The sequence below is a fragment of the Archangium lansingense genome (genome assembly GCF_026626635.1).
In the GTDB taxonomy this organism is placed as follows: Bacteria; Myxococcota; Myxococcia; order Myxococcales; family Myxococcaceae; genus Archangium; species Archangium lansingense.
Genome location: NZ_JAPNKA010000001.1, coordinates 7,645,865 through 7,672,699, shown reverse-complemented (window position 1 = coordinate 7,672,699; position 26,835 = coordinate 7,645,865). Strand labels below are relative to the sequence as shown.

Below are 26,835 nucleotides of genomic sequence, written 5' to 3'. Positions count from 1 at the left end.
TGCATGGCCGCCTTGGCGTGACTCCCCCTACTTCACCACCGCGATGGCGAAGCCGCCCCATGCGCGCTTCCCTTCCGTCTCCTGTCCGAGAACCTGGTGCTCTCCGAGTGAGAGCCCGCAGGACAGGAGCAACCCGGCAAGGCGCTCGCTCACCGGCGGACTGCTATCAATGCCGAATTTCAGCGGCTCTCCGCCGGCCCTGGTCCCCGCTCTCGCCATACGCCAATAGAGCGCCCGCGATTCGAGCGACACGGTCGTGAAGTAGTCAAACGCGACGACGCTGCCCCTGGCGGTGCTGGCGATCTTGCGCAGGGTGTCCTCGACGGCTTGCTTCTCCAGGTAGATGAGCACTCCCTCCCACAGGAAGAGTGCCGGTTTGCCGATGTCAAAACCCGCGCCTACGAGCCGATCGAGCCAGTCCTCCTTCTCGAAGTCCGCTGAGACATACGTGACCCGGGCCGAGTCGAGGCCAGCCGTCTTCACCATCTCCCGCTTGAGCGCCTGTGTTTTCGGTGTGTCGACCTCGAAGACGCGGATCGCCCTGTCCTCCGGGAGCCTGAATGCGCGCGTGTCGAAACCCGCCCCCAGGATGACGAACTGGTCGATGTCCGCGAGGTATCGGTCCACGGCGGCATCGAAGAACGTGATCCGGGCAGAGGCCTGGTACCGTGGGGGCACCTCGCCCTCGAAGGGGTATCGGAAAGCCCTGGGCACGTAACCCGTCAGCCGGTGGGCGAACAGCATGGGGCCAGCCGTGAGGCGCGGGCCCAGGGATGGCACGCCGGGCAGTACCCGCATCAGCCGATCCGCCCCCTCGTCCTTCCGGGTTCCCAGGAGGTGCTCGGCCCAGCGTGCGGACAGCGGTCCTTGCGCTGTTGTCGATACGCCCGATCCGCGCCGGACGATGAGGCTGCCGGTCCAGATGACGTAGCCGAGCAGCGTCACGGGGAACAGAAGACCGCTGAGGATGTAGAAAACACCAGCCGCGATGAGAGGGTGCATGTCATCAGCTCTTTTCCGGGTCCAATCCTGCCTCGTGGTGCACTCTGCGTGATTGCCAGCTGGAGTCGAAGCCCGTGAACATTGAGCCAGGCAACAGTCCCATTCGCCGGACGCCCAAGCCGTAGAAGCTCTTCCGCCTACTGCGCCACGAATCGGGATAGGGTCGCGGCCCAAACCCCAAGGAGCGAACCATGTCCGACGAGCTCGTTTTCTACACCAACCCGATGTCGCGCGGCCGGATCGCGCGCTGGATGCTCGAGGAGGTCGGGCAGCCCTATCGAACCGAGGTGCTCGATTTTGGCACGACGATGAAGGCGCCCGCCTATCTGGCGATCAACCCAATGGGCAAGGTCCCGGCGATCCGTCACGGCGACACCGTCGTCACCGAAGCGGCGGCCATCTGTGCCTATCTTGCCGACGCCTTCCCGCAGGCGGGCCTGGCCCCCGCGTCGGGCAGCCGCGAGCGCGGCCCCTACTACCGCTGGCTGTTCTTCGGCGCCGGCCCCGTCGAGTCGTCGGTCACCAACAAGACCATGGGTTTCCAGGTGCCGCCCGAGCGGGCCGGAACGGTGGGCTATGGCAGCCTCGAAGATGTTCTCAACGCGCTCGAGGGTGCGGTGTCGAAGGGCGACTACCTCGTCGGCAACCGCTTCACCGCCGCGGACCTCTATGTCGGCGCGCAGATCGGCTGGGGCATGCAGTTCGGCACCATCGAGAAGCGCCCGGCCTTCGAGCGCTATGCCGCACGCATCAACAGCCGCCCCGCCGCCATCCGCGCCCGGGCGATCGATGACGCCCTGCTGCCCAAGAAGTAACCAGCACGGCGCTCCGAGGGGAGCATCGGAGGCTTGTGAGAAGTGGCTCGCCAAGGACCGCGGCCTCGTGACGCTCGGCACGGGCACGGAGCTTCAGGACAAATGAGCGGCACGAGGGTCATGGCCCGAGTCTACTGGCTCCGAAAGGGGGGCCTATCGACCAGGCTCCTGCCCACCGTTCCGCCCTGGGCCAAAGCAGGCATCCGGCCTCCTGCGTGGGTTGGCCTCAAGTTCGACACAAGGGGGCGAGCGAGCCCCGAAGAGGTGCCGAGCTCCACCCCAGTTGCGATTCTTGGGTTGGCTGCTCATCTCCGGGCAGCCAACCCACCCAGGAGAACGAGATGGCGAACCCGCACGTGGACATCGGGTACGGATTGGGAAGGACAAGCGTTATCTCCCTGCCGGGCAAGGACTGCTACACCCTGGTGAGTGGGGTCTTCCTGGTGCGGTCGCTCAAGGTCGGCGCACAGGATGGCATCACCGCGATGCGCACGGAGGAGGACTGCAAGGGCAAGGCGTCGTTGAGTTACGTCGGGGGCGCGAAGGTGCCCGACATCGAGTTCCCCATGGAATCCGTCCGCTGAGCGGATTCTCGGGTTGTAGCGGCAAGCCCTCCAACCCGCCGTCGCAAACGCCCGGGGGGCAATGGTCTGGCGGTGGCACGCGCGAAGCTCGTGGAGGGGGCGCAGCCGCGCGTGGAGGGTGTGCAGGTCATCTTCCGCATGATGCCCACGCTCGAGTCGACCCTGCACGCGGGAGACCGGGGAGCTCTTCCCCGAGTGGCGCGACAACGTCTTCATCGGAGGCCTGTCCAGCCAGGCGCTGGTGCGGCTGATGATGAGGAATGACCGCGTGGTGGGGGAGGAGCGGCTGCTCACCAATCTGCGTGCGCGCATCCGCGAGGTGGTGCAGGGCCCCGAGGGAGCGCTCTACCTGCTCACCGACGAGACCAACGGCAAGCTGCTCAAGCTCACCCCTCGCTGAACCGCTCTACGCTCCCGCTTCCTCTCCCTGGCGGCGCCTACCCAGGAGCAACCGCCGACTCTACATTTACTGGAAGGGGGGTTGCTTGCCCGATGCCGGACTGGGTAACCAGCCATTGAGCTCATGACGACAACCAGTACAGAGCTCCGAAAGTTCGTCGCTCCCGAGATCGTCTACGGCCCGGGAGCGAGGTGTCTGGTCGGTCGCTATACACGCAACCTCGGAGCGACTCGGGTTCTCGTCGTGTCCGATCCCGGCGTGGTCCTGGCGGGCTGGCCTCGGGAGGTCTTCTCGTCGCTGGAGCAAGAGGGGGTGCGCTACCACCTCTTCGCGGACGTGAGCCCCAACCCCCGGGCTCAAGAGGTACATCGAGGCGTCCAGGTCTACCTGCAGGAGCACTGTGACGCCCTCGTGGCGGTCGGGGGCGGAAGCCCCATGGATTGCGCGAAGGGAATTGGCATCGTCCTGGCCAACAAGGAAAACATCCTCACGTTCGAGGGCGTGGATCGGATCGCCAGGCCCATCCCTCCGCTCGTCTGCGTCCCGACGACCGCGGGGAGCTCGGCGGATGTCTCCCAGTTCGCGATCATCACGGACACCAGCCGCCGTCTGAAGATCTCGATCATCAGCAAGGCAATCGTCCCCGATGTCTCGTTCGTCGACTACGACACCACGAGGACGCTCACCCCCTTCCTCATCGCCTGCTGCGGCATGGATGCCTTCGTGCACGGGATCGAGGCCTTCGTCTCGAATGCTCACTCGAAACTCACGGATGTGTACGCGCTCGCGGCCATCTCGCTCATCTGGAACAACCTGCGAGCGGCCATGGAAAGCCCCCCCAACGAGGTTGCTCGCCATCAGTTGATGGAAGGCAGCCTCGAGGCCGGGCTCGCCTTTTCGAACACCTCACTCGGTGCGGTCCATGCCATGGCCCATGCCCTGGGAGGGCTCATCGACAACCCTCACGGCGAAGCAAACACCCTCCTCATCGACCACGTGGTAGCCTTCAACTACGAGGCATCACCCGAGCGCTTCGACCTCATCGCGGAGAAGATGGGGCTCGAGCCCACCCGACTTGCACCGAGCAGGCGCAAGGAGGCCCTTCTCTCCGCGCTCCGACAGCTCAAGCACAGCTCGGGCCTCGCGCTTAGACTGCGGGACAAGGGAGTCTCTCGCTCCGATATTCCCTTCCTCGCCCGGAATGCCCTCGCGGACCCCTGCATGGTCACGAACCCACGTCGCCTGACACTCCGCGACGTGGAGGTGCTGTATGAGCAAGCCTATTGATGAAGCGCCAGAGGAGCCCGTGACCTGGGAGTCCCTGCGAGACGCCATCATCGGACTCGGCGAGCGCTCGATTCGCAAGAGCTACTACGCCACGCTGCAGGAGCACCTCACGGAACTTGCCCGCTTCCGGGCCCTGCTCGACGAGACCCAGGAAGCCATCATCGTCACGGAGTTGTCCACCCTCCGCGTTATGGATGCCAACCGGAAGGGGCTGTGGATGCTCGGTGCCTCCAGCACCGCCCAGCTCTGCCAGCCGCTCGAATCCTTCTTCGCTTCGGACGAGTGGCGCGTGCTCAAGGCGTGCGTCCATGCGAGCCAGAGTGAGCCCAGGACGGGCCCGGGGCTGCTGCCGCTCCAGCGGGAGGGCGAAGAACGAGTGCTCGAGCTCTCCATCCGCCAGGATACGTTTGGCCAGCGCCAATACCTGGTCATCGTCGCCCGCGATGTCACGGAGCGGATGAGAATCGAGCAGGAGCTCCGTAGGGCGAAGGAGTCGGCGGAGGCAGCGGCTCGAGCGAAAGCACAGTTCCTCGGCATCGCGTCCCACGAGCTTCGCACTCCACTCACCTCCCTGCTGCTCCTGCTTCAGCAGGGGGCCCGGCGGACCGGGCAGGCGGCTTGCGGAGGCGAGCTGCTCACCCGGATGCTCCGCCTGGCCCGTCGGCTCGCCGTCCTGGTGGAGGATCTGCTCGAAGTCTCCCGCCTCGAGCACGATCGGATTGTCATGCGGCCCACGCACATCGATTTGCGAACGATCGTGGCCGATGTGGTGACGGACTTCCGCACCCGTGCGCCCGACCGGCACTTCAATCTCGGACTGCCTTCGGAGCCGGCGTACGTCGAGGCGGACACCACCCGTGTCGTGCAAGTGCTCTCGAATCTCCTGGAGAACGCTGACAAGTACTCACGCGAAGGAGCTCCCGTCGAGATCCGTCTCGAGATGATGGAAGGGCTTGTTCGCGTGTGGGTGTGCGACCATGGGCCGGGTATCCCCGAGGAGCAACGGGACCTGCTCTTCACGCCATTCGGACGCCTCAGGGAAGTAGGACAGGACTCACCGGGGCTCGGACTGGGTCTCTATATTTCCCGCCAGCTCGCCGAGCTCCAGGGAGGGCAGCTGCGTCTGGAACCCGCGGACGGTAGGGGCACGACCTTCACCTTCTCCCTGCCACTCGTCTCCAGACCGGACCGGGAGGAAACCGAGCTCAAGTGGGGGAATACGCGAGCGGGTACGCAAGGGTCTTCTATCCAGCCGCATCGTAATTCACAAGGATAACTGGAAAACCAGGAACTCGCAGTTGAATTTGGATAACATGACGGTGAAACCAGGAGGGTTTTCCATCATGTTCATCTTCCGTCGGGCGCTGCCCGGCCTCCCCATGTTCGCGGCGGGTTCGCTGCTCCTGCAGGTGTGGGGCGCATCCGAAGCAGTCGCCGCCGAGCGCCGGTTCCTCATCGACTTCGGCGCGGGACCCGCTTCCACCCCTGGGTGGAACAACATCAACTTCGGCCATACCGGCTCGGAGCTGTCAGGGCTGGTGGACTCGACAGGTGTCACATCGGGGCTGTCGCTTCAGATAACGGATGGGTTCTGGCAGGGCTGGACGGGGGCGTACAACGGCGAGGGCACCACCGCGAGCTCGCTCTACCCGGCAACGGCCACCCAGGACTCGTTCTTCATCGGGACCAACCAGGGCTTGACCGACGACCTGGCCCGGCTGCGCATCTCCGGGCTGGCCATCAACGGTACGTACTCGCTTCGCTTCTATGCCTCCCGGATGACGGACGACCAGACGTCGGACCGGACCGCGCTGTACACCGTGGGCACCCAGACGGTGGAGCTGCAGGCGCGCAACAACATCGACGGCTACGCCCAGCTCTCCGGACTGGCGCCCTCCAACGGCGCGCTGGACATCACCCTGGCGATGAAGCCCGGCGCCGTCTTCGGCTACCTGGGCGTCCTGGAACTCATCGAGCAGGACAGCGTGGTGGAGCTCACGCCCCGGACGCTCACGCCCAGGATGACCACCGTACCCAAGATCTACAACGGCCCGATGGGCTACTACGAGTCGCTGCCGCGCGGCTATGACGCGGACCCCAACCGCCAGTGGCCCTTGCTCATCTTCCTCCATGGCAATGGCGAGCGGGGCAACGGCACGACGGAGCTGCCGAGGGTGCTGGAGACGGGGCTGCCGGAGAAGATCAACGCGGGCCACCAACTCGAGTTCACCGTCAACGGGGTGAGCGATTCGTTCGTGGTGCTCATCCCCCAGACCGCCTCGGGCTCCTCGGGGTGGCACCCCTACCAGGTGGAGCGGCTGCTCGACATTGGACTGGCCAGCTACCGCATCGATCCGAAGCGCGTGTATGTGACGGGCCTGTCGCTCGGGGGCTTTGGCACCACGGCCTTCGTGGAGTTCTCCCTGGCCAACGCCCAGCGTATCGCGGCGATCGCTCCCTCGGATGGTGCCCACTATGGCCATGACATCTGGACCCCGGACCTGGGCTCCGTCCTCACGAACACCTGCTACATCGCGCAGGCAGGCGTGAAGGTCTGGTTGTTCTACGGCGAGACCGACGGCGGCTGGGGCTGGACGGCCTCCCAGTTCGCGGACCGTCTGAATGCGTGCTCCCCCGCGCCAGTGCCCGCGCCGGTGGTGACCGTCTACCCCAGCGTCGGACATGCCGCGTGGTACCGGGCGTACGCGACGGACCACACGTGGCATACCCCCAACCTCTATGAGTGGCTGCTCGCCCAGCGGCGCCCATAGCGGTTGATGGAACGCTCCCGCCGCCCACGCGGCGGGGCCGCGGCACCCAGACGAACCGGGGGCGGAGCAGCCCGCTCCGCCTCCGGTTACCCGCTCAATCGATGATGCGGTCCTGGCAGTCGTTGCGCGTCCTCGACACCGCCCGGCGTCCGCAGCGCCAGCCGCGCCTGGATGCGGTCATCGCCACTGGTAGACGCGCACCCAGTCGACTTCCATCTGCTGCGGCGTCCAGCCGATGAGGTCGGCCGTGGACTGCGGCACGCCGTAGTAGGGCGTCGTCGCGCCGTTGTAGCCATGCGGCATCACGCCGCCGACGGCCAGGTTCAGGATGATGAAGAAGGGCCGGTCGTACACCCAGGGCCCGTACCGCTCGACCTCAGCGCGCGTCACCGTCTTCATCAGGGCGCCGTCGATGTACCACTTGATGTCCGAGCTGGAGAACTCGGTGCGGTACACGTGCCAGTCGCTGACGGGGGAGCTCGGGTAGAACTGCTGGAAGATGGGCGTGTTGCCCGAGTAGCCCGGGCCATGCAGCGCGCCGGAGGTCCAGTTCGAGTAGCCAACGTTCTCCAGGATGTCGAGCTCGCCGCAGGCGGGCCAGCCGACCTGGTTGATGTTGTGGCCGAGCAGCCAGAACGCGGGCCACAGCCCCGGGCCCACGGGCATCTTGATGCGCGCCTCGATGCGGCCATGGCCGAACTCCCGCAGGCCCGCGCTCTCCAGCCGCCCGGAGGTGAACGGGTAGCCGTTGTTCCACTCACGTCGCGCGATGAGCTTCAGCGTGCCGTTGCTCACCTGGATGTTGTTGGGCGAGCTCGTGTACTGCTGCTGCTCGCTGTTCACGTGCACGCCGGTGTTGGCGAACCAGTTGGACGGGTTGACGCTGGTGCCGTCGAACTCGTCACTCCAGAGCTGCACCCAGCCGCCCCCACCGCCGATGGCGCCCCAGGTGAACGACTCCCAGCACCCGCCCACGGACGCGCGGATGGCGTACAACGGCGCGGACGCCCCCTGGTTCAGGTCCGCGGATACGAACAGGCCGTTGCTCCGGGCCTTCAGCGCGATGGAGCCGTTGCCGATCTCCACCCACTCGAACCGCTCCCAGTCCTGGAACGTGGTCCGGTTGGCGACGAGCTGCCCGCCCAGGTTGGTGTCCGCGGACACGAACAGGCCGGATTCGCTGGCGCGCAGGGCGATGAGGCCGCCGCCTGCGTCGATGACCTGGTACTGCTCCCAACCCTGCACCGTCGTGCGGTTCGCCACCAGGGGCGCGGTGGCTCCCAGGTTCTGGTCCGCCGACACGTACTGCTGCGTCGAGCACGCCCTCAGCCAGATGGTCTGACCGACAGGCGCGGCGGCCGCATCCAGACCCACCAGCAGGCTTCCAACGGCGAGCGCCAGCATCCAGTTGCTCGCTGCCGCACTCTCCAATTTCCAGGCCATGTGTTCCTCCCCGTGCGCCCGCGGCGACGGCCAGGTGCTGGCCGAACGCGTGGGCATGGAACTCCGTTAACACGGGGAATGCCCGAATTTTAGAACTTTGTTCTTTTTCTGGAGGAAGTCCTGGGGCGGGGTAGGGCACGCCCGCGCACAATCGCTCCTGGCGTCCGTCACCTACGGGGATGCGGGCCCGTGGAAGACGGCCTCGATGTCGCGGTGGATCTCCCGATCCTTCTCCATCAGGGTGTAATGAGCCAGGAACGGTTGCGTCTCCCCAGGTGATTCGCTTCACGCACCTCGGGAGTTTCTCCATGTCAATCGCCACCTCGCCCAGCCTTACCCAAGCACTCGTTCACCTCATGCTTCTGGGCGCCGTCACCGCCCCTACCGGCGTCCTCGCCGGCACGCACGACGCGCGCGCCCACGCCACTTCGGCTTCGCACGCACATCACACCCAGGAGGACACGGACATGTACCGCACCGACGTGCAGATGCACCCGACACCAGTGCAGGCCGACCAGCCGGTGACGCTCACCATCACCGTACGGGACGGCCACGGGCGCGCGGTGTCGCAACTCACGCCCTCGCACGAGAAGCCCATGCACCTGCTCGTCATCTCCAAGGACCTCAGCCACTTTGCGCACCTGCATCCCTTTGTGGATGGAGCCTCCTTCCGCGCCCAGCACACCTTTGAGGAGGCGGGGGCGTACTTCCTCTTCGTCGACTACCAGCAGCCGGGCCGCGGCCAGGTGGTGGACAGGCACAGCGTGCACGTTGCGGGCGCTGCGCGCCCCGCTGCGGTCGCGCTGACGGAGTCGCCCAGGACGCAGCGTGCTGATGGGCTCGAGCTGACGTTGCGCAGCGTGGGGGAGATTCGCGGAGGCGAGGCCGCCACGCTGCACTTCGACGTCACGGATGTGGAGACGGGCAAGCCGGTGGGGGACCTCGAGCCCTACCTCGGCGCGATGGCCCACTTCATGGTGCTCAGCGCCGATGGCCAGGACTTCGTCCACGTGCACGCCCTCGACACCCGTAGCGCCTCGAGGGTGTCGGCGCACGCGGTTTTCCCGCGTCCGGGCCTCTACAAGCTATGGGTGCAGGTGCAGCGCCGCGGCGCGGTGGTGACGGTGCCTTTCGTCCTGCGCGTCGGCGTCGTCGACGCGCGCCCTGAGGCCCGCTCCGGCTCGGGACCCAAGGCGCCGGGCGGGCACGCGCACCACCAGCACTGAGGTGTCCCCGACGGGATTCGAACCCGTGGGCAGGGCGATAGAAAACCCCAAGCAGGACGCGCAGTTACCCGCTATCGCCTTGATTCTCCTCGGGTTTGTTATCCCGCCCCGTCCCATGCCGTTCCCTCGTGTGTAGCCTCTAACCCCGCTGGAGGGGCACACTGAGGGCACATGCTGGCAGCCCTGTGGCCACACGCGTCATGGCTACCGCCCGAGGGAGCTGCCCCCCGCAGCAAGAATTTTCGACACCAAGCACGTACCGAGTCGATACGCGGTCTCAAGCAGAATGCAGCAGAGACGAAGTGGTGGTAATCGTCAGGAGCGCAGTTGCCGGGTGTTCTTGATTCTTGAGGGATGCATGCACGTGACCCACGAGCCGGCCATGCGTTTCCGAGCGTGCATCGCACTTCTGCTCTTTGTCGCAGCCTGCGCTACGTCGGCACCGAGCCCAGGAGAGCCAGCGGCCCGGGACCCGAGGCTCGCCAATCTCCAGCGAGCGGCGACGCTGCCCTGGACGGACGGGGGGCGGTGCGCCGTCCAGGTGACCTACTCATAATGCCCCTCCTCCATTACATGGGGTTCTTCGGGATGGCGGAGTTCCACGGCTTCGCTGCCCGAATGGATTGCGGCCTTGAGACGCTTACTCGTTGCCTGATCGAGCTTGAACCACAAGGGATGACCTCGACTGCCACCCTCGGCAACGCGGAGCTGCCCTTGCTTCACCCACATGAGCACCACGTCCTTGGAAACACCCAGACGCTTAGCGACTCCACGTATCGAGTAGAGTCCACCGGCTCTGCGTTCTGGCAAACATCTGTCTGAACGGCAGGACATTTCGTAGCGATTGCGCACCCAGCGTACCGCCCGAGCATCCCAAGGACGCTTGTGCCCGGTGAGCAGTCCGCGGCGGTTGAGCTCTGCCGCTATTTCTTCGTCGCTCTTCTTCCCCTGCAACTTGCCAATGAGGTTGATTGCCTCGGGCGAGGTCGTCCGCGCGTTGTACGGCAGGCGAGGGATATTCCAATCGCTGACCATACCTGTTTCCCACAGCACCTGGACGCGCGTCATCGGTTCTGGAACTTCGATGGGGCTCAGCACCACCTCGCGCACCAGAATCCGCAGCAGGTTCTTCCGCTCGGCCTGGGTCGTGCTCTTCGCATACCAGACACGAGGCAGGTCTCTGGCGAGCGCGAGCAGGCGTGCCCGGTCCTCGTCTGTGAGCACTACCTTCTGCTCCCGGAGGACTTCCTGGTACTCGGATTCGAGGTGTCCAAGCTCGCTCAGTTTCTCATTCCACTCTCGCTCGAGCGTCCGGGCCACCACTCGCATGTCGGGGTCGACAGCCTTGTAGCGGCGCTCGGCGAGCCGCGCTTCATACCGGGCACGTTCCAGTCGCAGCTGCCATTGGCGCTCGAGCTCACCCGCCTGTTTCTCGGCTTCTCGAGTGACAGCGAGGCTCAGCTCCGTCTCCGGCGGCTGTACCGTCTCGAGGAAGAGCCTGGCGACGGCCTCGTCGATGGCCGCGGCGGGGACGCTCCAGCACTTGTCCTTTATGTCGTCGCCTCTGCGACGGCACACGTAGAGTGCATAGCGCTTGGAGCCCATGTACTTCGTCTTCATTCGATTGCCACACCGGCCGCACAGCAGCAGTCCCTGCAACAGAGCCTCCCCCTCGCGGGCGGCCCCCCGCTGTTCCGGTAGATGATGGTTGGCCCGGTTGGCCGAGAGCTTCCTCTGGTTGGCCATGTATTCCTCCCAGGTGATGTATGCCGGGTGGTGGTCGTACAGGCATATCTTCCAGGCCTCCTGGGGCAGCGTGGTGCTGTGCTGCCGCCTCAACTGTCCCTCCACCAGGCCCATCCGCCTCTCATGCCGCCCGAAGACGTAGGCGCCCGCGTACGTGGGGTTTCGGAGCATCAGGCGGATGGCGCTGTATCTGGGGGGAGCCCAATGCAGTTCGCCTGTGCGTGGGTCATGCACGGGCAGCCGCAGACCGTTCGCGGCAAAGTAGCCCTGCACAGCGGAGGCGCTGCCCTCCAAACGGAAGCGCTCGAAGACCAGGCGCACAGCCCGCTGTACCTGCTCGTCGGGCTCAAGACGAAACCGGCCCGTCGTCTCATCCCACTCGTAGCCAACCGGTGGTCGGAAGAATAGCTCTCCGCGCCGGGCTTTGGAGAGCTTTCCGCCCTGCAGGCGCAGGTGCATCCAGTACTGCTCGGCTTCGCTCATGGTCCCCTTGAGGCCCAGCAGCAACCGGTCGTTATAGTCCCGAGGTGTGTAGACGGCCTGCTCGTCGATGATGAGGACATCGGCCAGGCCGCATAACTCCAAGAGCCTATGCCAGTCCGCGGAGGAACGGGCCAAACGGGAGATTTCCAACGCGAAGATGGCGCCGACACGCCCGTACGCCACCTGCTCAGCCAGTCGTTGAAAGCCCGTGCGTCCGATGCTGCTCGAACCACTCTGGCCGAGATCTTCGTCGATGATTTCAATACGCTCCGCCGGCCAGCCGAGCTCAAGGGCACGCTGCTGGAGAGCGTACTGGCGGGCAGTGGACTCATGATGCTCGTGGACTTGCCTGAGTGTGGATTGCCGAAGGTAGACGACGGCTTGGCGCTCCAGGTGGCCCACGTGAATCTTGTCGTTCATCGCTTTCCTCCTCGCCTGCCGCCTCGGCGCGAAGCGCTTGGAGCAGGAGCGTGGCCCACGCGCCGAGTAGCGCGCCTCTTGCCGCCACGGGCAGTGCCGACCAGGGCGGGCCGGGTTTTGGAGGCAGAAGTGTGGACATGATTGACGTTAATGCCCGATGCAGGAGGTAAAGCAGCCGGTGACTCAACCTCCTGGTCAAGGCCCACCTGCACGGCACGGGCAAGCTTCAGCAGGGACGAGACGGAAATGCGGAGCTGGCGACCACCGACACGTGGCGGCACAAGGGGCGCCGCCTGATCCGTCCACTCGATGGGCAGCCGCACGCGCCAGCCTCGTGGATGCTCAACAACGACGTAGCGCTGGCCATCCTGAGTGCGGAGGGCTCGAGTAATCGGCAGCCGCATTCCCCGGAGCGGGTGGCCTGGCAGGGTCACCTGCACCTCGGCGGAAATGGGGTATAATGCATGAGGTGCATTGTGTGGATGTCGTCCAAGAGGCTTCCGAGCCCTGGCCCATGCTGGCGGAGCGGTGCTTTCATGCCCTCGACCATGACCAGATCGAGTTTCACGACACCACGGGACGATGCGCGGTCGCCTCAGCGGGTGCTGCTGCCGTGGGCGTCGGACTCTGTGTCTTGGCGGCGCCGGAGATCGTCGTAGGAACGGTGATTATCGCGGGCGTGGTGGTGGTGGGATTCGTCATAAAAGAGGCCCTGGATGCGTATGCTCTGGATATGGGCCGCCCCGAGGTAAGGCCCGCGCCTGAAACGCGGCCCGTGTCTGAAACAGCGCCCGCCCCGCAGAAACCCTCGCCGAAAAAAAGGCCCAAGCCGGAGCCAAAAGGACCGGATTTCCCTCCTCCGGAGCCACCCGAGACCTCGGAGCGAGATCGCCGCAGGTGCGAGCCCGATCCAGTGCCGTACCACCTTGGCGGTAATAAACTGCACGACAAGTGCGCCGACAGAATCCCGAACAACAGTTTCCCCGGCGGGGATGTGTTCGTGAATGGGAAGAACTTCGACGCGCTGCAACTGGCCACGCGCACGCTCTGGGAAGTCAAGACCGACAACTTCGACACCTACCCGCCCGAACTTCGGAGAATTGTGCTTGAGGACCAAGTGCCGGAGCTGCTGCACGAGCGCGTTCTCGCTCTGGCCTGCGGATTTGACTTCAAGGTCGGCGTGCGCAGCGCAGCGCACAAAGCCGCACTGGAATTCGCGGAGCCACGACTCACGGGCATCATCGTCGTCATGAACTGGTGCTGAAATGCCTGCAACGCAAGAAAATGACATTGGAATTATCGTTTACGCGCCTGCGCTCGTGAGCGCCGACGGTCGCCCCTTGGCCGTTGTTCATGGAATGGAACGCACGTTCCCTGGCTTACGCCTGGAGTGGACAATTTCTCGCGAGGGGAAGCTAATCCGGCTGCCGCAGCGCGAGGCCTGGCTCGCCCAAGGGAGGCCGACCGGAAGGGGGTTTCGGCTCATTTGTAATGGCGACGAGAGCTACCGGGTAACGGTGTCTGGATGGGAAAGCCCGGCGGGGCTCTCCCCGGGAGGGCAGGCACAGTTTGAAGTCCATGCAGCCCTGCCGCTCGACGCAACCGGCATCGCGGCAGCCGCGGACGTGCTGGAGGCCATAGCGGAGGGTGCCCGCGCATTCTGGGGGCATGCGACGCCGTTCAACGCGGGGGTGGACATCGCGCGCCAGACGAAGAATCGGCCAGACGACCTGGAGCCTCCACCCCGAGGGCTGCCGGTGATCAAGTCCCCTAGTGCCATGCGCTCGCCTGAGATTCCGCATCGCCTCGGGTGGTTGAGCTACTGGTCGGCCGCTGCCGCACGCACAATCGGCTTCCCAGACCCGGCCCGCGACGCGGAGTTGCTTTCGCGCTCACGGCGTACCGCGACCGACGGGTGGGTTGTGCGGCTCACTGATGCGCCGCTCGACCTGGACAACCCCGCCCACCTGGACGCGCTAAAACGGGCCTACGAGCGCTTCCCGGAGATCGGCGGGCGCTCCACCCCTTGAGGCTCGGCCCTGCTCGCCGTGGCCGGGATCAGGGCGCCGCCTGCTGGCTCCCCGGGAAGGTGACGTTCCCGAGGGTGACGGTACGAGGCCCCTGTGCTTCCCACAGCTTGAGGGTGCAGGGGCAGCCGAGCGGCGAGAGGGTGTCAAAGAATTCGCGCGACACGAGCCGGCACGACACGAGGCGGGAAGGAGTATCGTTGTAGTAGAGATCGATCTCGAAGATGGACTCAGGGGGTGGATCGCTCACCACGGTCTGTGCGAGCGCGGGAAGACCTGCCAGACAGCAAGCCAGTATCCAGATATAGCGTGGGTCGGGAGGTCGAAGAATGGAACTGACGCTCACCACGCCTGCATAACGCGATGTCGTAGGAGCGGAGCCGAAGCCGCAAGAGTCCACTCCCGCCGCGTGTTTCCGCGGCCTCCGCCCTCAATGCAGGCGGATGCCGTCTATTACCAGCGGCTGTTTGGCCCCTTGTTGCTTCCAGAGGTCCGTGAGCACCGAATCCGCCGGATTGTTCTGGTTGACGAGCGCCTTGAGCTGCATGCCCTTCTGCACGAGGTCGGCCTCCTCCTTGGAGAGGAGCACCGGCTCCGCCTGGACGGTGTGCTTCCGCAAGGGCCCGACCTCCTTGCACTCCTTGCGGTAGACGGGATGGACGCTGCGGCCCACGAAGCTGAGGCGCACGATCTCGTTGGTGTCCCGGCACTCCATCTCGCGGTAGGTGCTCGTGAACTTCTTGAAGGTGATCCACACGCCTTCCGGGGTCTCGCGCTTCGACACCACGACCGCGAGCATGCCCCGGACATCGCCGATGGTGTTGATGGAGGCCTCCATGTGCCGCACCTGCTCCATCAGGTCGTTCGAGGCGATCTCGGTCTCGGGTACCTGGGGGTAGTCCTCGACGGACTCCCAGTTGGGGATGGCCTGCACGCGCTGCTCCTTCGTCGGCAGGTCTCGTTTGGCCTGCCACTGCGCACCCAGGCGTGCGTGGAAGACCTTCTCCTCCTCGGTCACCCGGCGCGAGCCCTTCATGAGACTCTCCGCCTCCAGCTTCGCGCGTGCGAGGTGGCCGCGTGCCAGGTAGCAGGCGGTGAGTGCCTCGGTGATCTGGAAGCCGAGAGAATGGCCGGTGCGCAGCGCCTGCACTCCCGCTTCATCCTTCGGCTGGAGCTCGGCCTCGAGTCTGGCGCGCAGGGGGAGCAGCTTCTCCACGCAGTCGGCGGGCATCTGCTCGTGAGCCCCGCGCCGCAGCGCCTCGGCCGTCATGGGCTCCAGCGTTCGCAGCTCCTCCGCGTAGCGCGTGAGGAACTCGGCGTGCTCGCGGCGCGCCGCGTCGGCCGAGCCGCGGAAGATGGCCTTCATCCGCGGGGCCTGGGACTCAGCCTGCGTGAAGGCGACATCCACCTCCTTCTTGGCCTCGAGCGTGCGTTGCGCGGCGTACACGAGGTTGACCTTCTCCCAGGCACGCCCGGGGAAGACGGCCTCGGAGGCCGCTTCGATTTCACCCTGCGTGGGGACTGTCTTCCCCAGGGCCTCGTCACAGTAGAGATAGGTGCTGTAGTGGTCGGGCACCTTCCAACCGGTGGAGGCGTAGCAGTGGAACATCAACGCCACGCGGTGGAGCGTGCTGCGGGGCGAGTCGGGTGCACCCGTCTGGAGCGCCCGGGCGAGCAGCCGGCGCGGATCCTCATCGGGGAGCTGACCGCCCCACAGCCGGTCCTTGTCGAAGGAGGGATCCACGCCCTCCACGTCATAACCACAGGCGAGTCTCGCCAGGTAGTCATCCGGGCCGGAACCACCACCAAAGGGGGTGGTGCTCGCCGAACGGCTGTCCCACGAACGCTCGAAGAACATTCCCCACGCGATGCCACCGGGAGTGCGGCGCCGGATTCCCCCGGTCTGGGGCTTGAGTCCCGCGGCCACATCCCAGTCGTCCGTGGTCCGGCAGCGTTTCGGCTTCGCCTCCCAGCGCGCGGTCACCGACTGCGCGTCCCCGCCCGGGCTCACCGCCGCCGCGGCATCCTCCGCGGCCTGCATCAGGCGCTTCGCCTCTTCGTAATCCCGGAGGACGTCCTCGTACCCGGGCAGTTCCCGCATCCCGGCGGCCCCCTTCCCCTTGATGCACATCTCCTCGACGGTCCGGAACATGGAGGCGCCCTCGGCGGGGCCGCCTTTCTGGATCCGGAGTACGGCGGTGCGCGCATCCTTCTGACACATGGCGAGCGCGCCCCGATAGTCTCCGGCACGGGCCACGGTGGAGACCGCGAGAGAGGTGACGAGGAGCAGGGGAAGGGGTTTCAAGGATGAGATCCTCCTGTGTTTGAAAGAGGACAATGCCATTCCCAAGGGCGGACAGGCGGAAATCTTGAGGGGAGTCCCCGCCGCGCCCAGACGCTACCCGAGAGGTCAGGGTCGGGCGGCATCACAAGCAGATGAAGGGGAACCATGCGGCGGTTGGCTCGAGGAGGAGCACCAGGCGTTCGAACTCGAGTGGGGCAATGAACGTTATCTCGTCCTGGCCAATGGGTTGGGCTCGGTCTCCAGCTCCGCCTCGAGGCTTCGCTTCTTCTACATCTTCCCGCTCGATGCGAAAGGCAGGTCACGCCGCGAGGCCTCCAAACCACAGGGAAGAGAAGGACTTCGATCTTCAGCGCTGAGGCTCGGAAGTGTTTCCCGGTGGCGAGCAGTTGGACCGTGTCACCGCGCGAAGGGGTGACACGCCGGGCGAGAGGCGGAGCGCCGACAAGAAGGCCAGACCCACAGGCTTCAGGCGCACCGCATCTGTGTGAGGCCACGGGGCGGAATGCGTCCAGGCATGCTGCATGTAGTGCCTGAGAGGGGGTCGCTGATGGGACAGAGCGCCATCGTCGTCGCGCTGACCGCGGCTCTGCTGGCATTCGAGGGACTCTGGTTCCTCCGCCGGCCGAGATGGGGTTCCCATGATCGGGCCTGGGGGCTGCTCCTGCTCGTCATCGCGGGGTGGGTGCTGCTCTGGGCCCGCCTCTTCTTCCTGGGGCGGCTGGTGGTCAGCTCCGGCCTTGGTGTGATGCTGGTGCAGGGCAGGACACTCACCCAGCTCGGGATGTACCTGTTCCTCGGGGGAATCTCCATTGGAGCCGGACTGGCCTGGAACGCGTGTCATGGCGGCTCTCGCGAGGGGCAGCTCCGGTCCCTGGCATGGCGGCTAGGCCCTGGTGTGCTCGTCGCGGTGCTGGCGGCCATCCAACTCCACCAGCTCCGTGGCCTGAACGAGCCGGAGCTGCCACCCATCTATTCCTATGACCTCTGGTCGCCGCCCCTGCTCCTCTGGTTGTGCCTCTGTCTCGCCGGGTGCCTGCTCGACCTGCTTCGGGTGCGCTCCCTCGAGGGGTTCGCCGGGTTGGCGGCGGCCTTCATCTCCGTGCTGGCCCTCCTCAGCTTCGGCCGGGCGGAGTTCACGGAGTCGACATCCGCCCATCGGTGGCATCTGAGCTGGCGCCTCTGCTTGATGCTGGCCTTTCCCCTCGGCCTGAGCCTCTGTAGCTCTCTTCTCCTGCGGGAGTTCCAGCGCCGGCGGGCCTGGCTCCGCAAGGGACACCATGCGGCGCTGGTGGCGAGCTCGTGGCTCATGGGAGTGGGGCTCGTCGCGCTCTCCCTGCGTGGAGATGGTGCTCATCCATGGCCCTGCTGGGCGGCACTCGCGGGCATGCTCGCCCTCGCGGTGGTCGTCGCCGCCCGCCGGCTCAGGAGCGTCGAACTGCCCGGGCTGTCGCTGCCGTGCCGGCGTGTCGTCCTGGGCGCGCTGCTCGTCCTGCCGTGGCTCATCGCCATGCTGCTCTTCTCCTCGGAGTTCGGGATGCTCTTCTTCCTGGCCGGCGTGCTCCTCATCGCCTTCGTGCTAGCGGAGACGCTCCTGGAGGGGCCACTGTTCCGGCGCATCCGCCATTGGCGCTCGTTCGCCACGAAAGGCTCGCCGGAACCAGGCCCGGAGGGGCGCGTGACCCGGCCCGGGTGGCGCACCCTGGTCGGCGAGCACCTGAAACGCGGATACGATTGGCTGAGTGCTCGCAAGCCCCTCCGGCTCCTGCTGGCGACGCTCCCCCTGACCCTGGTCCTCCTGATCGCCGCCAACGAGGTGCCCAACGCGGGCAAGACGGTCATCGAGCCCTTCGTGGTCACGGGGCTCTCCGCAGCCCAGGAGCAGGACGAGCAGGCGCAGGCGCTTGGCCAGACCCTCGCCGAGAGCCTCACGACTGCCCTCGGAGACCTCGAGTGGGTGCTCCAGCCGGAGGTCATGCTCCAACAGCCTGGGGACACCCATCAGATGAAGCAGTTCGGCTATGCGTCGGACATGTCCGGGACCTCGGCCGCCGCCACCCAGAACCTGGTCCTGGAGCTCAGTGGAGGCATCAAGGTTCCCTTCCGCATGCTGGCCGCGCCCATCCAGGAGCCGATGCGCGCGCTGCTGGGCGTGAACGTCATTCGAAGCACCCTCTATGAAGAGCAGACCCGTTACATCCTGCTTGCCAGGAGCAGCGACGGAGAGTCCTGGCGGGTCGAGTTGGACAAGAACAAGCTGTCGAAGGAGCTGTCGGCCGAGCCGAAGCTCGCTGACGCCGTCTCGCGCCTCACCCGGGCCCTGGCCTTCGAGATCATCCGCAATGACCCAGGGTTGAAGGATATCGGCATCACCAGCTCCCCGGAGGCTTTCGAGTCCTTCCACAAGGGGGTGGAGAGCTGGGAGTCATTCGTACGTACGTCGGGCTACGACTCCCTGGGCCAGGCCATCGAGAAGTTTCGCGAGGCAATCCAGCTGGACCCCAGGTTTACCCTGGCACACTACAGCCTGGGGATTGCATTGCAGACGGATGGTCAGACGGACCAGGCCACCAATGCCTTCCGCACCAGCATCACGCTCAACCCCCAATTCCTCCCCGGTCAGGTAGCCCTGGCCTCCATGTCCTTCCACTCCGGCCCGACGGGATTCCTGCAACGGACGACGGTCGCCTCCGAGCCAACGCCGGAGCCGATGATGATATCGGGGAAGACGGATGCGAGGCGGAGCGAGGCACGTGTCCTCTGGCAACGGATCATCCAGTTCCCGGGCCATCAACTGGAGAAGACCCAGGCCTACTATGGGCTCTGCCTGTTGGGGTTCGATGCGGCCAACGCGGAAAGCCATGCGGACCTGGCCTCCCAGAAGCGCCTCGGGGCCTATTTCTATTGCAAGCGCGCGGAGCGGGTGTACAGGCAGCTGCCCCCCACCTGGCATACCGTCTCGGACATCCGGGAGAGCGAGGCTCATGTGCAAGGCACGCTCGGGATGCTCTTCGAGCGGCCCCAATTCACGGAGGGCAATGACGGAGTGCGCCAGGAGTGTCCCCTGACAGAAGGCGAGCAGCCGCCGCCACGGGTGTTCCCCCCGTGGGCGGAGCGGCCCCGGTTGCTGCACTTCCGAATGGCCTCGAGGTACTACAAGAACGCCGCGGCGCTCTCCAATGACCCCTTGCGGAAGGTCTCATTCCAGTGCGGCGCGGCCAGGGTGGCCTACCAGCTCGGCGACGAGGATCCGATGATGCTCCTGAGCAAGGATGCCAATGCTCACGTCTTCCGGGCGGATAAGTATGGCGACATCGTCTGGGCTTGGGAGGATATCTGGTACGAGAAGAACCGTGATGAGATGATTTCCAGTGCCTATCATGCAGCGCTCATGGAGTACGAGCAGGCGATCAATCTCGATCCGACCCACGTCGATGCGATGCTCCGCTATGCGTACAATTTCTGGGAGTGGAGCTTCCGCTTTCACAATGATCGTCTCGGGCCGAGTCGGCTCGGGCCGAGTCAGGAGGAGGGCCAGCTGGCGGAGAAGTTCGCCCGCAGGGCGAGCGAATTGAGCAGCAGCGGCGACAAGATCCAGTGGGCGATGGCCACCTCTGCGTTGGGGGAGGTCTTCCTCGGACAGGCTCGCCCCCGAGATGCCATCCGGGAGATCGAAAAGATAGATCGGAGCAAGTTCAAGCACGCGATCTTCGACGAGTTCTGGTGGGACCTCGCGCAGGCCTATCGGTGCGAGGCCGCCCGATTGGAGGAGCAGGGCGACTCTGACGAGGGACGGAGATGGGCCCTGCGGCAGAAGGCCAGGTCTCTCCTGGAGCAGATCCGCCAGAACGACCAGGTGCGGGAGGACAAGATATTCTCCAACGGTGAAGTCCCGACCGGGCCCGCACTGGTGTGTCTGCAAGGGGCGGGTTCCAGCTCTTCCTCCGAGGGAAAGAGAACGCCACCAGGCCCGACATGACCCGCGTGGGCACCGGCGGTGGTGCGGGCGTGCCAGCGGTGGCCGTCGGGGCTGCTCACCACTTGCCTTCGTTGCTCATGCGCTCGAGCGTCTTCTGCAGGCCCTTCAGCTTGTCCTCCGGCGTGCCCGAGCCCGACAGGACGGCGTGCACGGCGTTGAAGAACTCGGAGCTCATCAGATCGTACTGGCGACCCGTGACCTGCCAGGGCCGCGCCACCGGGTTCGTGAAGGTCTCCAGCAGGCTCGGGTAGAACGGGTTGGCATTCAACACCTTGGGGTCCTTGTAGAGCGCCATCACCGAGGGGTTGTGGGCCGCCTTGATGGCGCGGCGCTTCTGCTCTTCGGGGCTCGTCAGGTACTTCACCAGGTCCGCGGCGATCTCCGGGTGCTTGGAATACCTGGACACCGCGAGGTGCCAGCCGCCCAGGGTGCCGGTGGACTTGCCGTCCTTGCCGCCCTTGGGCAGCGCCATCACCGCCACCTCGCACTTCCCCTTCACCTCGCACTTCAACTTGCCGCCCCTGGCCTTGGCCTTCGCCCACGCTTCCGGCCAGTTGCGCATGAACACCGCGTTGCCCGACAGGAAGAAGTCGAGCGCGTCCTTCTCTTCATAGTCGCGCACTTCCGGAGGCGAGATGTCGTTGATCCACCCGGCCGCCGTCGTCAACGCCTCCACCGCCTTCTTGTTGTTGATGGTGACCTTGCCGTCCTCTCCGACAATGGTCCCCCCGCCGAAGGAGTCGATCCACTCCAGCGCGGTGCACGTGAGTATCTCGTCTGCCTTGGCCGCGAAGACGAAGCCCCACATCTTGCCGTTGCCAGCCTTGCGCTCGGCTTGCTGGAGCTTCCTGGCCACCTCCTCCAACTCCTGCCAGGTGGTGGGCGGATTCTGGCCGTACTTCTTCAGCAGATCCTTCCGGTAGAAGAGCAGGCCCGCGTCGGCGAACCACGGCATGGCCACCAGCTTCCCGCCCACGGTGTTGTTCTGCACGATGGCGGGGAAGTGCTGATTGAGCACCTCGTCGGAGACGTAGAGCTTGAGATCGATGAAGTGCGCTGCCAACATGCCTGGCCACACCACGTCCACGCGGTACACGTCGACATCCGGACGCTTCTCCGACAGCTGCTGCTTGAAGGCGGTGAATTGATCTTTCCGCTTCAGGGGCACGGGTGCGAACTCCACCTGGTTTCCCGTCTTCTTCGCCCAGTCCTTCGCGCCCTTTCTACATTGCTTGAGCTCATCGTCCTCGGGGCCACACGCGATGGTGATTGTCTCCGCGTGGACGAGGGCGGGACTGGCCAGGATCGTGGCAATGGCGAGTCCCTTCAGCACGTTGCGCATTCTTCCCCCTGGGTTTGTGACTGGACGCGAGACGCTTTCCCAGGGGTGAACGTATGCGCTTGGGCTCCTTTCAGATCGCTTCATTCATCCAGAGATTGACTCCTTGACAACGCAGGCCTGTGGAGGATGAGGGCTGGAGCAGTTCGAGCGTGGCCTTCCGCACCTTTTGGCCCGAGCGACGTCGAGCCAGCCGGGACGCAGGAACGCCTCGCCGCCCCCGATGGTCACTTACTCTCGCGGTGGCATGGGCGAAGGAGTTGTCCTCCACCTCGCGGCCCTGCGGTACTCGAGTGGAGTCACCCCTTCCCAGCGCTTGAAGGCACGATGGAAAGCACTGGAGTCCGAGAAGCCGAGCAGGAAGGAGAGCTCGGCGACCTCCATGTCCGTGCGAGCCAACTGCTCACGCGCCAGCTCCCAGCGCACCTCTCCCAACAGCGCGACGAACGAGGTGCCCGCCTCGGAGAGCCGGCGCTGCAAGGTGCGCCCACTCGTCCCGAGTGTCTGAGCGACGGCCTCCATGGAGGGCTCGTCTCCGGCGAGCATGCGTCGGAGCGCCGCGCGCACCTGCTCCGCGACGTCCAGGCTTCCGCTTTCCACGAGGAGCTGTTCCGCGCGCGGCCCGAGCAACCCGGCCAACTCGGAGTTGCTGCTCGCCAGAGGACGGGCCAGCTCGAGCGCGGAGAACACGAGCGCATCGCTCTCCTGGCCATGGTGGATGGGCGCCTTGAAGAAGGCCTCCAGGAGAGCCTGATACGTGGGAACGGGTCCCCGGAGGTCCACCCGTTGGGGGATGACCTGGGTGCGCGTCATCCTCCGGGCGAACGCCAGCAGGAACACCATCTCCATCTCGGCGCGCATCCGCGCGGTGGGCCCATCCGGCCGCGCCAGGTGAATCCGCACGCGCGTGGAGTCCCTTCCGGGAGCGAGCCCGACGGTGTCCAGGGCCAACAGCCGTTTGTAGCGCTCGACGCGAGTCAACGCGACGCCCAGGGTGGGCGCGGCCATGGCGGCCAGCCCTACCACGCCGAAAAGCTCTGGCCGCACATCCATGGCCATCTTCAGTCTGGCCTCATCGGACCCCACCGCCGGGAGCGCCAGGTCGAGGAAGGCATCCATCTGGGCCGGGGTGAGTCTCGCGGAAGCCGAGACAGCGCCGACCTTCCGTGCCAGGGACTCCACCCGCACACCGGCCTCCGCCAGCAGGGCGAGCAGGCCGCGAGGGAGTGACAGGGTTCGGGTGGCGCCAGGTGGCATCGCGGGTCAGTCGATTGGCGCCCACGGTCAAGGGTGGACTGGCGCCGAGTGATACCTACTCCATGACACGACGCCGCACCCCGCGGCGCCTGATCACCGAGGAGAGACTACCATGGCCCCCATCGCGCTCGTCACCGGCACGTCCACGGGCATCGGACTGAGCACGGCCGTCCAGCTGGCGAAGGCCGGCTTCGAGGTCATCGCCACGCTCCGCAACCCGGAGAAGGCCGAGCGTCTGCGCGCCCGCGCCACCGCGGAGGGCGTCCCGCTGGACATCCGCGCGCTGGATGTGGAGAGCGACGAGTCCGTGCGCCAGTGCGTGCGGGAAGTGCTCCAGCGTCACGGCCGCATCGACGTGCTGGTGAACAACGCGGGAGCGGGCTTCCGTGGCTCCATGGAGCAGACGTCTCCAGAGGCGCTGCGACGCACGATGGAGGTGAACTTCTTCGGCGTGTGGCGGGTGACGCAGGCGGTGTTCCCGGTGATGCGAGAGCAGCGCTCGGGCCGGGTCATCTCGGTGAGCAGCATCGGAGGGCTCATCGGGCAACCCTTCAATGACGCGTACTGCGCCGCCAAGTTCGCGGTGGAGGGCTTCATGGAGAGCCTGGCTCCGGTGGCGGAGAAGCTGGGCATCCACATCTCGCTCATCGAGCCGGGTCCGGTCAGCACGGAGTTCGTGAACAACGTGCTGGCGGCGAGCGACGGCATGACGGGAGAGCTGGGGCCCTACCGGCCCCTGCTCGAGGGCTACATGTCCCGCTTGAAGGGCCGCTATGACGGGGCGCAGACGGGGGACGACGTGGCGAAGATCATCGTCGAGGTCGCGACCACCGCCCAGCCGCACCTGCGCTACCTCACTTCGGACGCCGTCCGGGGCATCGCGCGCCACAAGTACGCGGATGTGACGGGTGACGGCGTCCTGGCACTCACCCGCACGGTGATTGGCTGAGGCGGTAGAGCAGCCCCGCCCGGTCTACTCGCCACCCACCGGCGGTCCCCGTCCGAATCCCTCCCCATGCGCAAGCGCTTGACCGAGACTCACGGCAGCTCAGTCGTGAAGGAGGTTGGTTCCCGTCACGAGTGGTCCCCTGGAGCGGCAGGCTCCTGGGTGGGTTCGACGCCTGGATACTCGCCCGCCTCGGCCGCTTCGGCCTCCTCGGTCCCCTCGCCCGAGAGCGCCTCCTCCAGGAGGGGATATATCATGATGAGCCGGTCGAGACGGGCCCTCCGGAAGCCAGTCGCGAGGGTGATTGGCTCGTCCAGTTTCAGGGTGTTGTCCTTCGGCGCGATGAGCCCGTACTCGTTCTTGGGCCACGCCACTCTCCCGCTGGGGGTGCCGGTGTTCGCGAACGAGTACCAGTAGTCGACGACCTTCTCGGACACCGCCCGGTCGTTATCCGTGAAAACGTCCTTGGACCCCACGAAGATGTCGCCCGTCCCCATGGTGTAGACGACCTCGTTTCCGTGAGCGACGCCGTAGCGATGTTCCTCGCGGTCGGCCTCCGTGACGTAGCTGAAGTAGTAACGCCAGCTCGACGACTTCTTCGAGTGTTCGTCCGAGATCCAGCGGGCCTGCATGGTGAACAGCATGTCGCGCAGCAGCAGAGGGGCGAAGCGCCGGTTGCTGTCGAGCTCCTTGGGGTTTACCTCTGGATCGTTGGCGTAGAGACGCCTCATCTCTTGCACGAAGTCCCTCGCATCATCCCCGCCGACGTCGATGATCCTGCCCAGCACGGCGACCGGATTCATCCCGAATGCAGCGAGCACACTGGCTTCGTTGCTGGTGCTCCCGATGATCAGCGGCAACACCTTCTGATCACCGTCCTTGAAGGCTTGGCGGATCTTCTTCGTCAGCACCACGCCGTCGACCACGGGCACCGGAGCCAGCCCACCTACCGGAACCGGCTCCCCGTCCGGGCCCTCCATCTCCTTGGCGGAGAAGAGCTCGGCCGGCACCTGCCGTAGCTGGGCCGCCGTGGCATCGGGGCCCAGCTTGAACAGCGCGCTCGCCACGATGGTGCCATTCTCGATGGCCTTCTCCCGCGTGTGCTCGGGAATCGCATACGGGCTCTGCGCGATGCCCCTGCGAAACAGCCCGGTGGTCTTCTCCATCGGCGAGGCGAACAGGGCGAGCACGCTCACTCCTCCGGCCGACTGGCCGAAGATGGTCACGTTGTCCGGGTCGCCTCCGAACGCGGCGATGTTGCGCTTGACCCACTCCAGCGCAGCGATCTGATCCAGGAGCCCGAAGTTCACCGGACCCTGTCCCCCCGTCTCCGCCTCCAGGCCAGGATGCGCGAAGAAGCCAAGATTCCCGAGGCGATAGTTGAAGCTGACGACCACGGCGCCCTTCTGAGCCAAGGGCAAGCCGCTGAACATCGTGATGTGGGAGGCACCCACCTTGAAGGCACCGCCGTGGATCCACACCATGACCGGCTTGGGCTTCGATGCGTCGACGCCGGCCGTCCAGACGTTCAGATACAGGCAGTCCTCGCTCTGCTCACCCACGGGTTCGGAGCCATCCAGCGAGTCCTCATAGACGGGCTGGGGGCAGGCCGGTCCGAAGGTGTCGGCCTTGAGTACGTCCGGCCTCCACTCGGTGGCCTCCTGCGGCGGCCGCCAGCGCAGGTCATCCACCGGCGGCGCCGCGTAGGGGATGCCCTTGAACACGTGGATGCCTTCCTCGGTGGTTCCTTCGACCTGTCCCTTGTCTGTTTCAATGATCATCGCCACGCCTCTCCTTGCCTTGCAGTCACGTACACGGCATCCGCCCCCTCCACGCATCAGGAGGTCCTTCCATCGCCAGGGCGTGATGCGACGCGCGATGGACCGGAAGCTTGGGCGGGCGCGGGTTCGTGGCACCTGCTCCCGGGTTCGAATCAATGACCGCTGCCGGATAGCGGGATGGGTCGCTCCCTCCGCCCGCTTGGGGAAATCAGTGAGGACGCGGACGACCCGCGACGTCGAGGGCACCTACCGGGAATGGAGTGCTGTCGAGAAATGGGAAAAGAATTCCCAGGCGTCGAGGGAGGCACCCAGGTCCGGCGACGTGCGTCCGAGGATGTTGGCGTTCACGAGGAAGCAAAACCGTGTCTCGATGGCCGTCCGCTTCGCCAGCCAGGCGCCGACGCTCGCGGCCTCGCTCACCACGTCCTCCCTCAACCTGGGCACGGCCATCGGTTCGTCGATTGCCGGGGTCGCGCTGGAGACGTCTCTGGGCGCGACGGGACCTGTGGTCGTCGGAACGGCCATCGCCGCGCTCTACTTTCTGCCGCTGGGCCTCCTGGTTGCCAAGGAGCAAGCCGTCGGTTCGCTCCGCAAGAGCCCGCCCCCATCGTCGTGCACGGCGTGATGGCCCAGCCGCAGGGCCCGCCAACCCCATCGTGGCGACGGTCGTGACGATATTGAACCCGATGTCGGCCCAGGCCCAATCCATGTTGGGAGCTACCAGGACGTCGAGGTCACGGGTCCTTTCCGCCGCCCCGACAGGAATGGACTTTGCCCATGTCTCGGTTTGGGCTCAGTGCTCCCCCTCACTGGAGAATTGTGAACCAGGACACCCTCCCTGGCCCGCCTTCAGCCGCGTCACTCCCAGCGAAAACCCGGGAACAACACCGGCGCCGGCAGTACCACCGGGCCGACGGGTGACTCGGAGCGCGGAGTGCTGGCGCTGGGACTCCGGTGGGCGTCTTCGACGCGTTGGCTATTGCTGGGGGGCGGGAGGCGGAGGAGGAGTGGGCCAGCAAGGCCGTGC

Annotated in this window: 20 protein-coding genes and 1 pseudogene; 12 read left to right on the top strand and 9 right to left on the bottom strand. The window is 65.8% G+C overall.

Annotated features, from left to right (window positions below; translation table 11 throughout):
- Positions 1-27 precede the first annotated feature (27 nt).
- The gene (locus OV287_RS30635) at positions 28-1,002 is read right to left on the bottom strand and encodes a class I SAM-dependent methyltransferase (RefSeq protein WP_267537587.1); all 975 of its coding nucleotides are present in this window, start codon (positions 1,000-1,002) and stop codon (positions 28-30) included.
- Positions 1,003-1,193: 191 nt separating this feature from the next.
- Here OV287_RS30635 and OV287_RS30630 point away from each other — a divergent pair, with 191 nt between their 5' ends.
- The 6 genes and pseudogenes from OV287_RS30630 (at position 1,194) to OV287_RS30605 (ending at position 6,859) form a co-directional block, all read left to right on the top strand.
- The gene (locus tag OV287_RS30630; protein ID WP_267537586.1) at positions 1,194-1,817 is read left to right on the top strand and encodes a glutathione S-transferase family protein; all 624 of its coding nucleotides are present in this window, start codon (positions 1,194-1,196) and stop codon (positions 1,815-1,817) included.
- Between the two features lie 341 nt (positions 1,818-2,158).
- Positions 2,159-2,401: a hypothetical protein gene (locus tag OV287_RS30625; RefSeq protein WP_267537585.1), complete on the top strand. Its 243-nt coding sequence runs from the start codon at positions 2,159-2,161 to the stop codon at positions 2,399-2,401.
- Positions 2,402-2,576: 175 nt separating this feature from the next.
- A pseudogene (locus tag OV287_RS56710) lies at positions 2,577-2,801 on the top strand (PQQ-dependent sugar dehydrogenase); the annotation flags it as partial.
- A gap of 123 nt (positions 2,802-2,924) precedes the next feature.
- A complete protein-coding gene (gene ercA / locus OV287_RS30615; RefSeq protein WP_267537584.1) occupies positions 2,925-4,088 on the top strand; it encodes an alcohol dehydrogenase-like regulatory protein ErcA in 1,164 nt (387 codons plus the stop codon).
- Positions 4,072-5,364 carry an ATP-binding protein gene (locus OV287_RS30610; RefSeq protein WP_267537583.1) on the top strand — a complete coding sequence of 431 codons (1,293 nt, stop codon included), beginning with the start codon at positions 4,072-4,074 and terminating at the stop codon, positions 5,362-5,364. Before ercA ends, OV287_RS30610 begins: the two co-directional genes overlap by 17 nt.
- Positions 5,365-5,431: 67 nt before the next feature.
- Entirely contained in the window at positions 5,432-6,859 is a 1,428-nt protein-coding gene (locus tag OV287_RS30605; protein ID WP_267537582.1) for a carboxylesterase family protein, read from the top strand.
- A 177-nt stretch (positions 6,860-7,036) separates the two neighbouring features.
- Here the strand turns inward: OV287_RS30605 and OV287_RS30600 are convergent, their stop codons facing one another.
- Positions 7,037-8,302 (bottom strand): family 16 glycosylhydrolase, encoded by a 1,266-nt coding sequence (locus OV287_RS30600; RefSeq protein WP_267537581.1) that lies wholly within the window; start codon positions 8,300-8,302, stop codon positions 7,037-7,039.
- Positions 8,303-8,610: 308 nt separating this feature from the next.
- Here OV287_RS30600 and OV287_RS30595 point away from each other — a divergent pair, with 308 nt between their 5' ends.
- On the top strand, positions 8,611-9,528 hold the full coding sequence (locus OV287_RS30595; RefSeq protein WP_267537580.1) for a DUF8832 domain-containing protein: 918 nt from the start codon (positions 8,611-8,613) through the stop codon (positions 9,526-9,528).
- Between the two features lie 546 nt (positions 9,529-10,074).
- Here the strand turns inward: OV287_RS30595 and OV287_RS30590 are convergent.
- Both OV287_RS30590 and OV287_RS56825 read right to left on the bottom strand, forming a co-directional pair.
- Positions 10,075-12,159 carry a recombinase family protein gene (locus OV287_RS30590; RefSeq protein ID WP_267535199.1) on the bottom strand — a complete coding sequence of 695 codons (2,085 nt, stop codon included), beginning with the start codon at positions 12,157-12,159 and terminating at the stop codon, positions 10,075-10,077.
- Positions 12,160-12,173: 14 nt separating this feature from the next.
- Positions 12,174-12,611: a DUF5372 family protein gene (locus OV287_RS56825; protein ID WP_506344827.1), complete on the bottom strand. Its 438-nt coding sequence runs from the start codon at positions 12,609-12,611 to the stop codon at positions 12,174-12,176.
- A gap of 80 nt (positions 12,612-12,691) precedes the next feature.
- Here OV287_RS56825 and OV287_RS30585 point away from each other — a divergent pair, with 80 nt between their 5' ends.
- Both OV287_RS30585 and OV287_RS30580 read left to right on the top strand, forming a co-directional pair.
- Positions 12,692-13,441 (top strand): DUF6310 domain-containing protein, encoded by a 750-nt coding sequence (locus OV287_RS30585; protein WP_267537579.1) that lies wholly within the window; start codon positions 12,692-12,694, stop codon positions 13,439-13,441.
- A 1-nt stretch (position 13,442) separates the two neighbouring features.
- Positions 13,443-14,207, top strand: a complete 765-nt coding sequence (locus OV287_RS30580; protein WP_267537578.1) for a DUF5953 family protein — start codon at positions 13,443-13,445, stop codon at positions 14,205-14,207.
- Positions 14,208-14,235: 28 nt separating this feature from the next.
- Here OV287_RS30580 and OV287_RS30575 read toward each other — a convergent pair whose 3' ends face one another.
- Entirely contained in the window at positions 14,236-14,454 is a 219-nt protein-coding gene (locus OV287_RS30575; RefSeq protein WP_267537577.1) for a hypothetical protein, read from the bottom strand.
- Between the two features lie 180 nt (positions 14,455-14,634).
- Positions 14,635-16,509 (bottom strand): hypothetical protein, encoded by a 1,875-nt coding sequence (locus OV287_RS30570; RefSeq protein WP_267537576.1) that lies wholly within the window; start codon positions 16,507-16,509, stop codon positions 14,635-14,637.
- Between the two features lie 547 nt (positions 16,510-17,056).
- Here OV287_RS30570 and OV287_RS30565 point away from each other — a divergent pair.
- Positions 17,057-20,485 carry a hypothetical protein gene (locus OV287_RS30565; protein WP_267537575.1) on the top strand — a complete coding sequence of 1,143 codons (3,429 nt, stop codon included), beginning with the start codon at positions 17,057-17,059 and terminating at the stop codon, positions 20,483-20,485.
- Between the two features lie 55 nt (positions 20,486-20,540).
- On the opposite strand, the gene OV287_RS30560 is transcribed toward OV287_RS30565, so the two are convergent.
- Together OV287_RS30560 and OV287_RS30555 are read right to left on the bottom strand one after the other, a co-directional pair.
- A complete protein-coding gene (locus tag OV287_RS30560) occupies positions 20,541-21,827 on the bottom strand; it encodes an ABC transporter substrate-binding protein (protein WP_267537574.1) in 1,287 nt (428 codons plus the stop codon).
- Positions 21,828-22,055: 228 nt separating this feature from the next.
- A complete protein-coding gene (locus OV287_RS30555; protein ID WP_267537573.1) occupies positions 22,056-23,081 on the bottom strand; it encodes an AraC family transcriptional regulator in 1,026 nt (341 codons plus the stop codon).
- A gap of 112 nt (positions 23,082-23,193) precedes the next feature.
- Here OV287_RS30555 and OV287_RS30550 point away from each other — a divergent pair, with 112 nt between their 5' ends.
- Entirely contained in the window at positions 23,194-24,030 is an 837-nt protein-coding gene (locus tag OV287_RS30550; RefSeq protein WP_267537572.1) for an SDR family oxidoreductase, read from the top strand.
- A gap of 125 nt (positions 24,031-24,155) precedes the next feature.
- Here the strand turns inward: OV287_RS30550 and OV287_RS30545 are convergent, their stop codons facing one another.
- On the bottom strand, positions 24,156-25,808 hold the full coding sequence (locus OV287_RS30545) for a carboxylesterase/lipase family protein (protein ID WP_267537571.1): 1,653 nt from the start codon (positions 25,806-25,808) through the stop codon (positions 24,156-24,158).
- A gap of 370 nt (positions 25,809-26,178) precedes the next feature.
- Here OV287_RS30545 and OV287_RS30540 point away from each other — a divergent pair, with 370 nt between their 5' ends.
- On the top strand, positions 26,179-26,433 hold the full coding sequence (locus tag OV287_RS30540; protein ID WP_267537570.1) for a hypothetical protein: 255 nt from the start codon (positions 26,179-26,181) through the stop codon (positions 26,431-26,433).
- The last annotated feature ends 402 nt before the right edge of the window (positions 26,434-26,835 follow it).

Coding starts and splice junctions, on each gene's coding strand:
- OV287_RS30540 (WP_267537570.1), top strand. CDS start 26,179: ATGGCCGTCCGCTTCGCCAGCCAGGCGCCGACGCTCGCGGCCTCGCTC.
- OV287_RS30550 (WP_267537572.1), top strand. CDS start 23,194: ATGGCCCCCATCGCGCTCGTCACCGGCACGTCCACGGGCATCGGACTG.
- OV287_RS30580 (WP_267537578.1), top strand. CDS start 13,443: ATGCCTGCAACGCAAGAAAATGACATTGGAATTATCGTTTACGCGCCT.
- OV287_RS30635 (WP_267537587.1), bottom strand. CDS start 1,002: ATGCACCCTCTCATCGCGGCTGGTGTTTTCTACATCCTCAGCGGTCTT.
- OV287_RS30610 (WP_267537583.1), top strand. CDS start 4,072: ATGAGCAAGCCTATTGATGAAGCGCCAGAGGAGCCCGTGACCTGGGAG.
- OV287_RS30565 (WP_267537575.1), top strand. CDS start 17,057: ATGGGACAGAGCGCCATCGTCGTCGCGCTGACCGCGGCTCTGCTGGCA.
- OV287_RS30595 (WP_267537580.1), top strand. CDS start 8,611: ATGTCAATCGCCACCTCGCCCAGCCTTACCCAAGCACTCGTTCACCTC.
- ercA (WP_267537584.1), top strand. CDS start 2,925: ATGACGACAACCAGTACAGAGCTCCGAAAGTTCGTCGCTCCCGAGATC.
- OV287_RS30560 (WP_267537574.1), bottom strand. CDS start 21,827: ATGCGCAACGTGCTGAAGGGACTCGCCATTGCCACGATCCTGGCCAGT.
- OV287_RS30625 (WP_267537585.1), top strand. CDS start 2,159: ATGGCGAACCCGCACGTGGACATCGGGTACGGATTGGGAAGGACAAGC.
- OV287_RS30555 (WP_267537573.1), bottom strand. CDS start 23,081: ATGCCACCTGGCGCCACCCGAACCCTGTCACTCCCTCGCGGCCTGCTC.
- OV287_RS30545 (WP_267537571.1), bottom strand. CDS start 25,808: ATGATCATTGAAACAGACAAGGGACAGGTCGAAGGAACCACCGAGGAA.
- OV287_RS30600 (WP_267537581.1), bottom strand. CDS start 8,302: ATGGCCTGGAAATTGGAGAGTGCGGCAGCGAGCAACTGGATGCTGGCG.
- OV287_RS30585 (WP_267537579.1), top strand. CDS start 12,692: ATGCTGGCGGAGCGGTGCTTTCATGCCCTCGACCATGACCAGATCGAG.
- OV287_RS30630 (WP_267537586.1), top strand. CDS start 1,194: ATGTCCGACGAGCTCGTTTTCTACACCAACCCGATGTCGCGCGGCCGG.
- OV287_RS30605 (WP_267537582.1), top strand. CDS start 5,432: ATGTTCATCTTCCGTCGGGCGCTGCCCGGCCTCCCCATGTTCGCGGCG.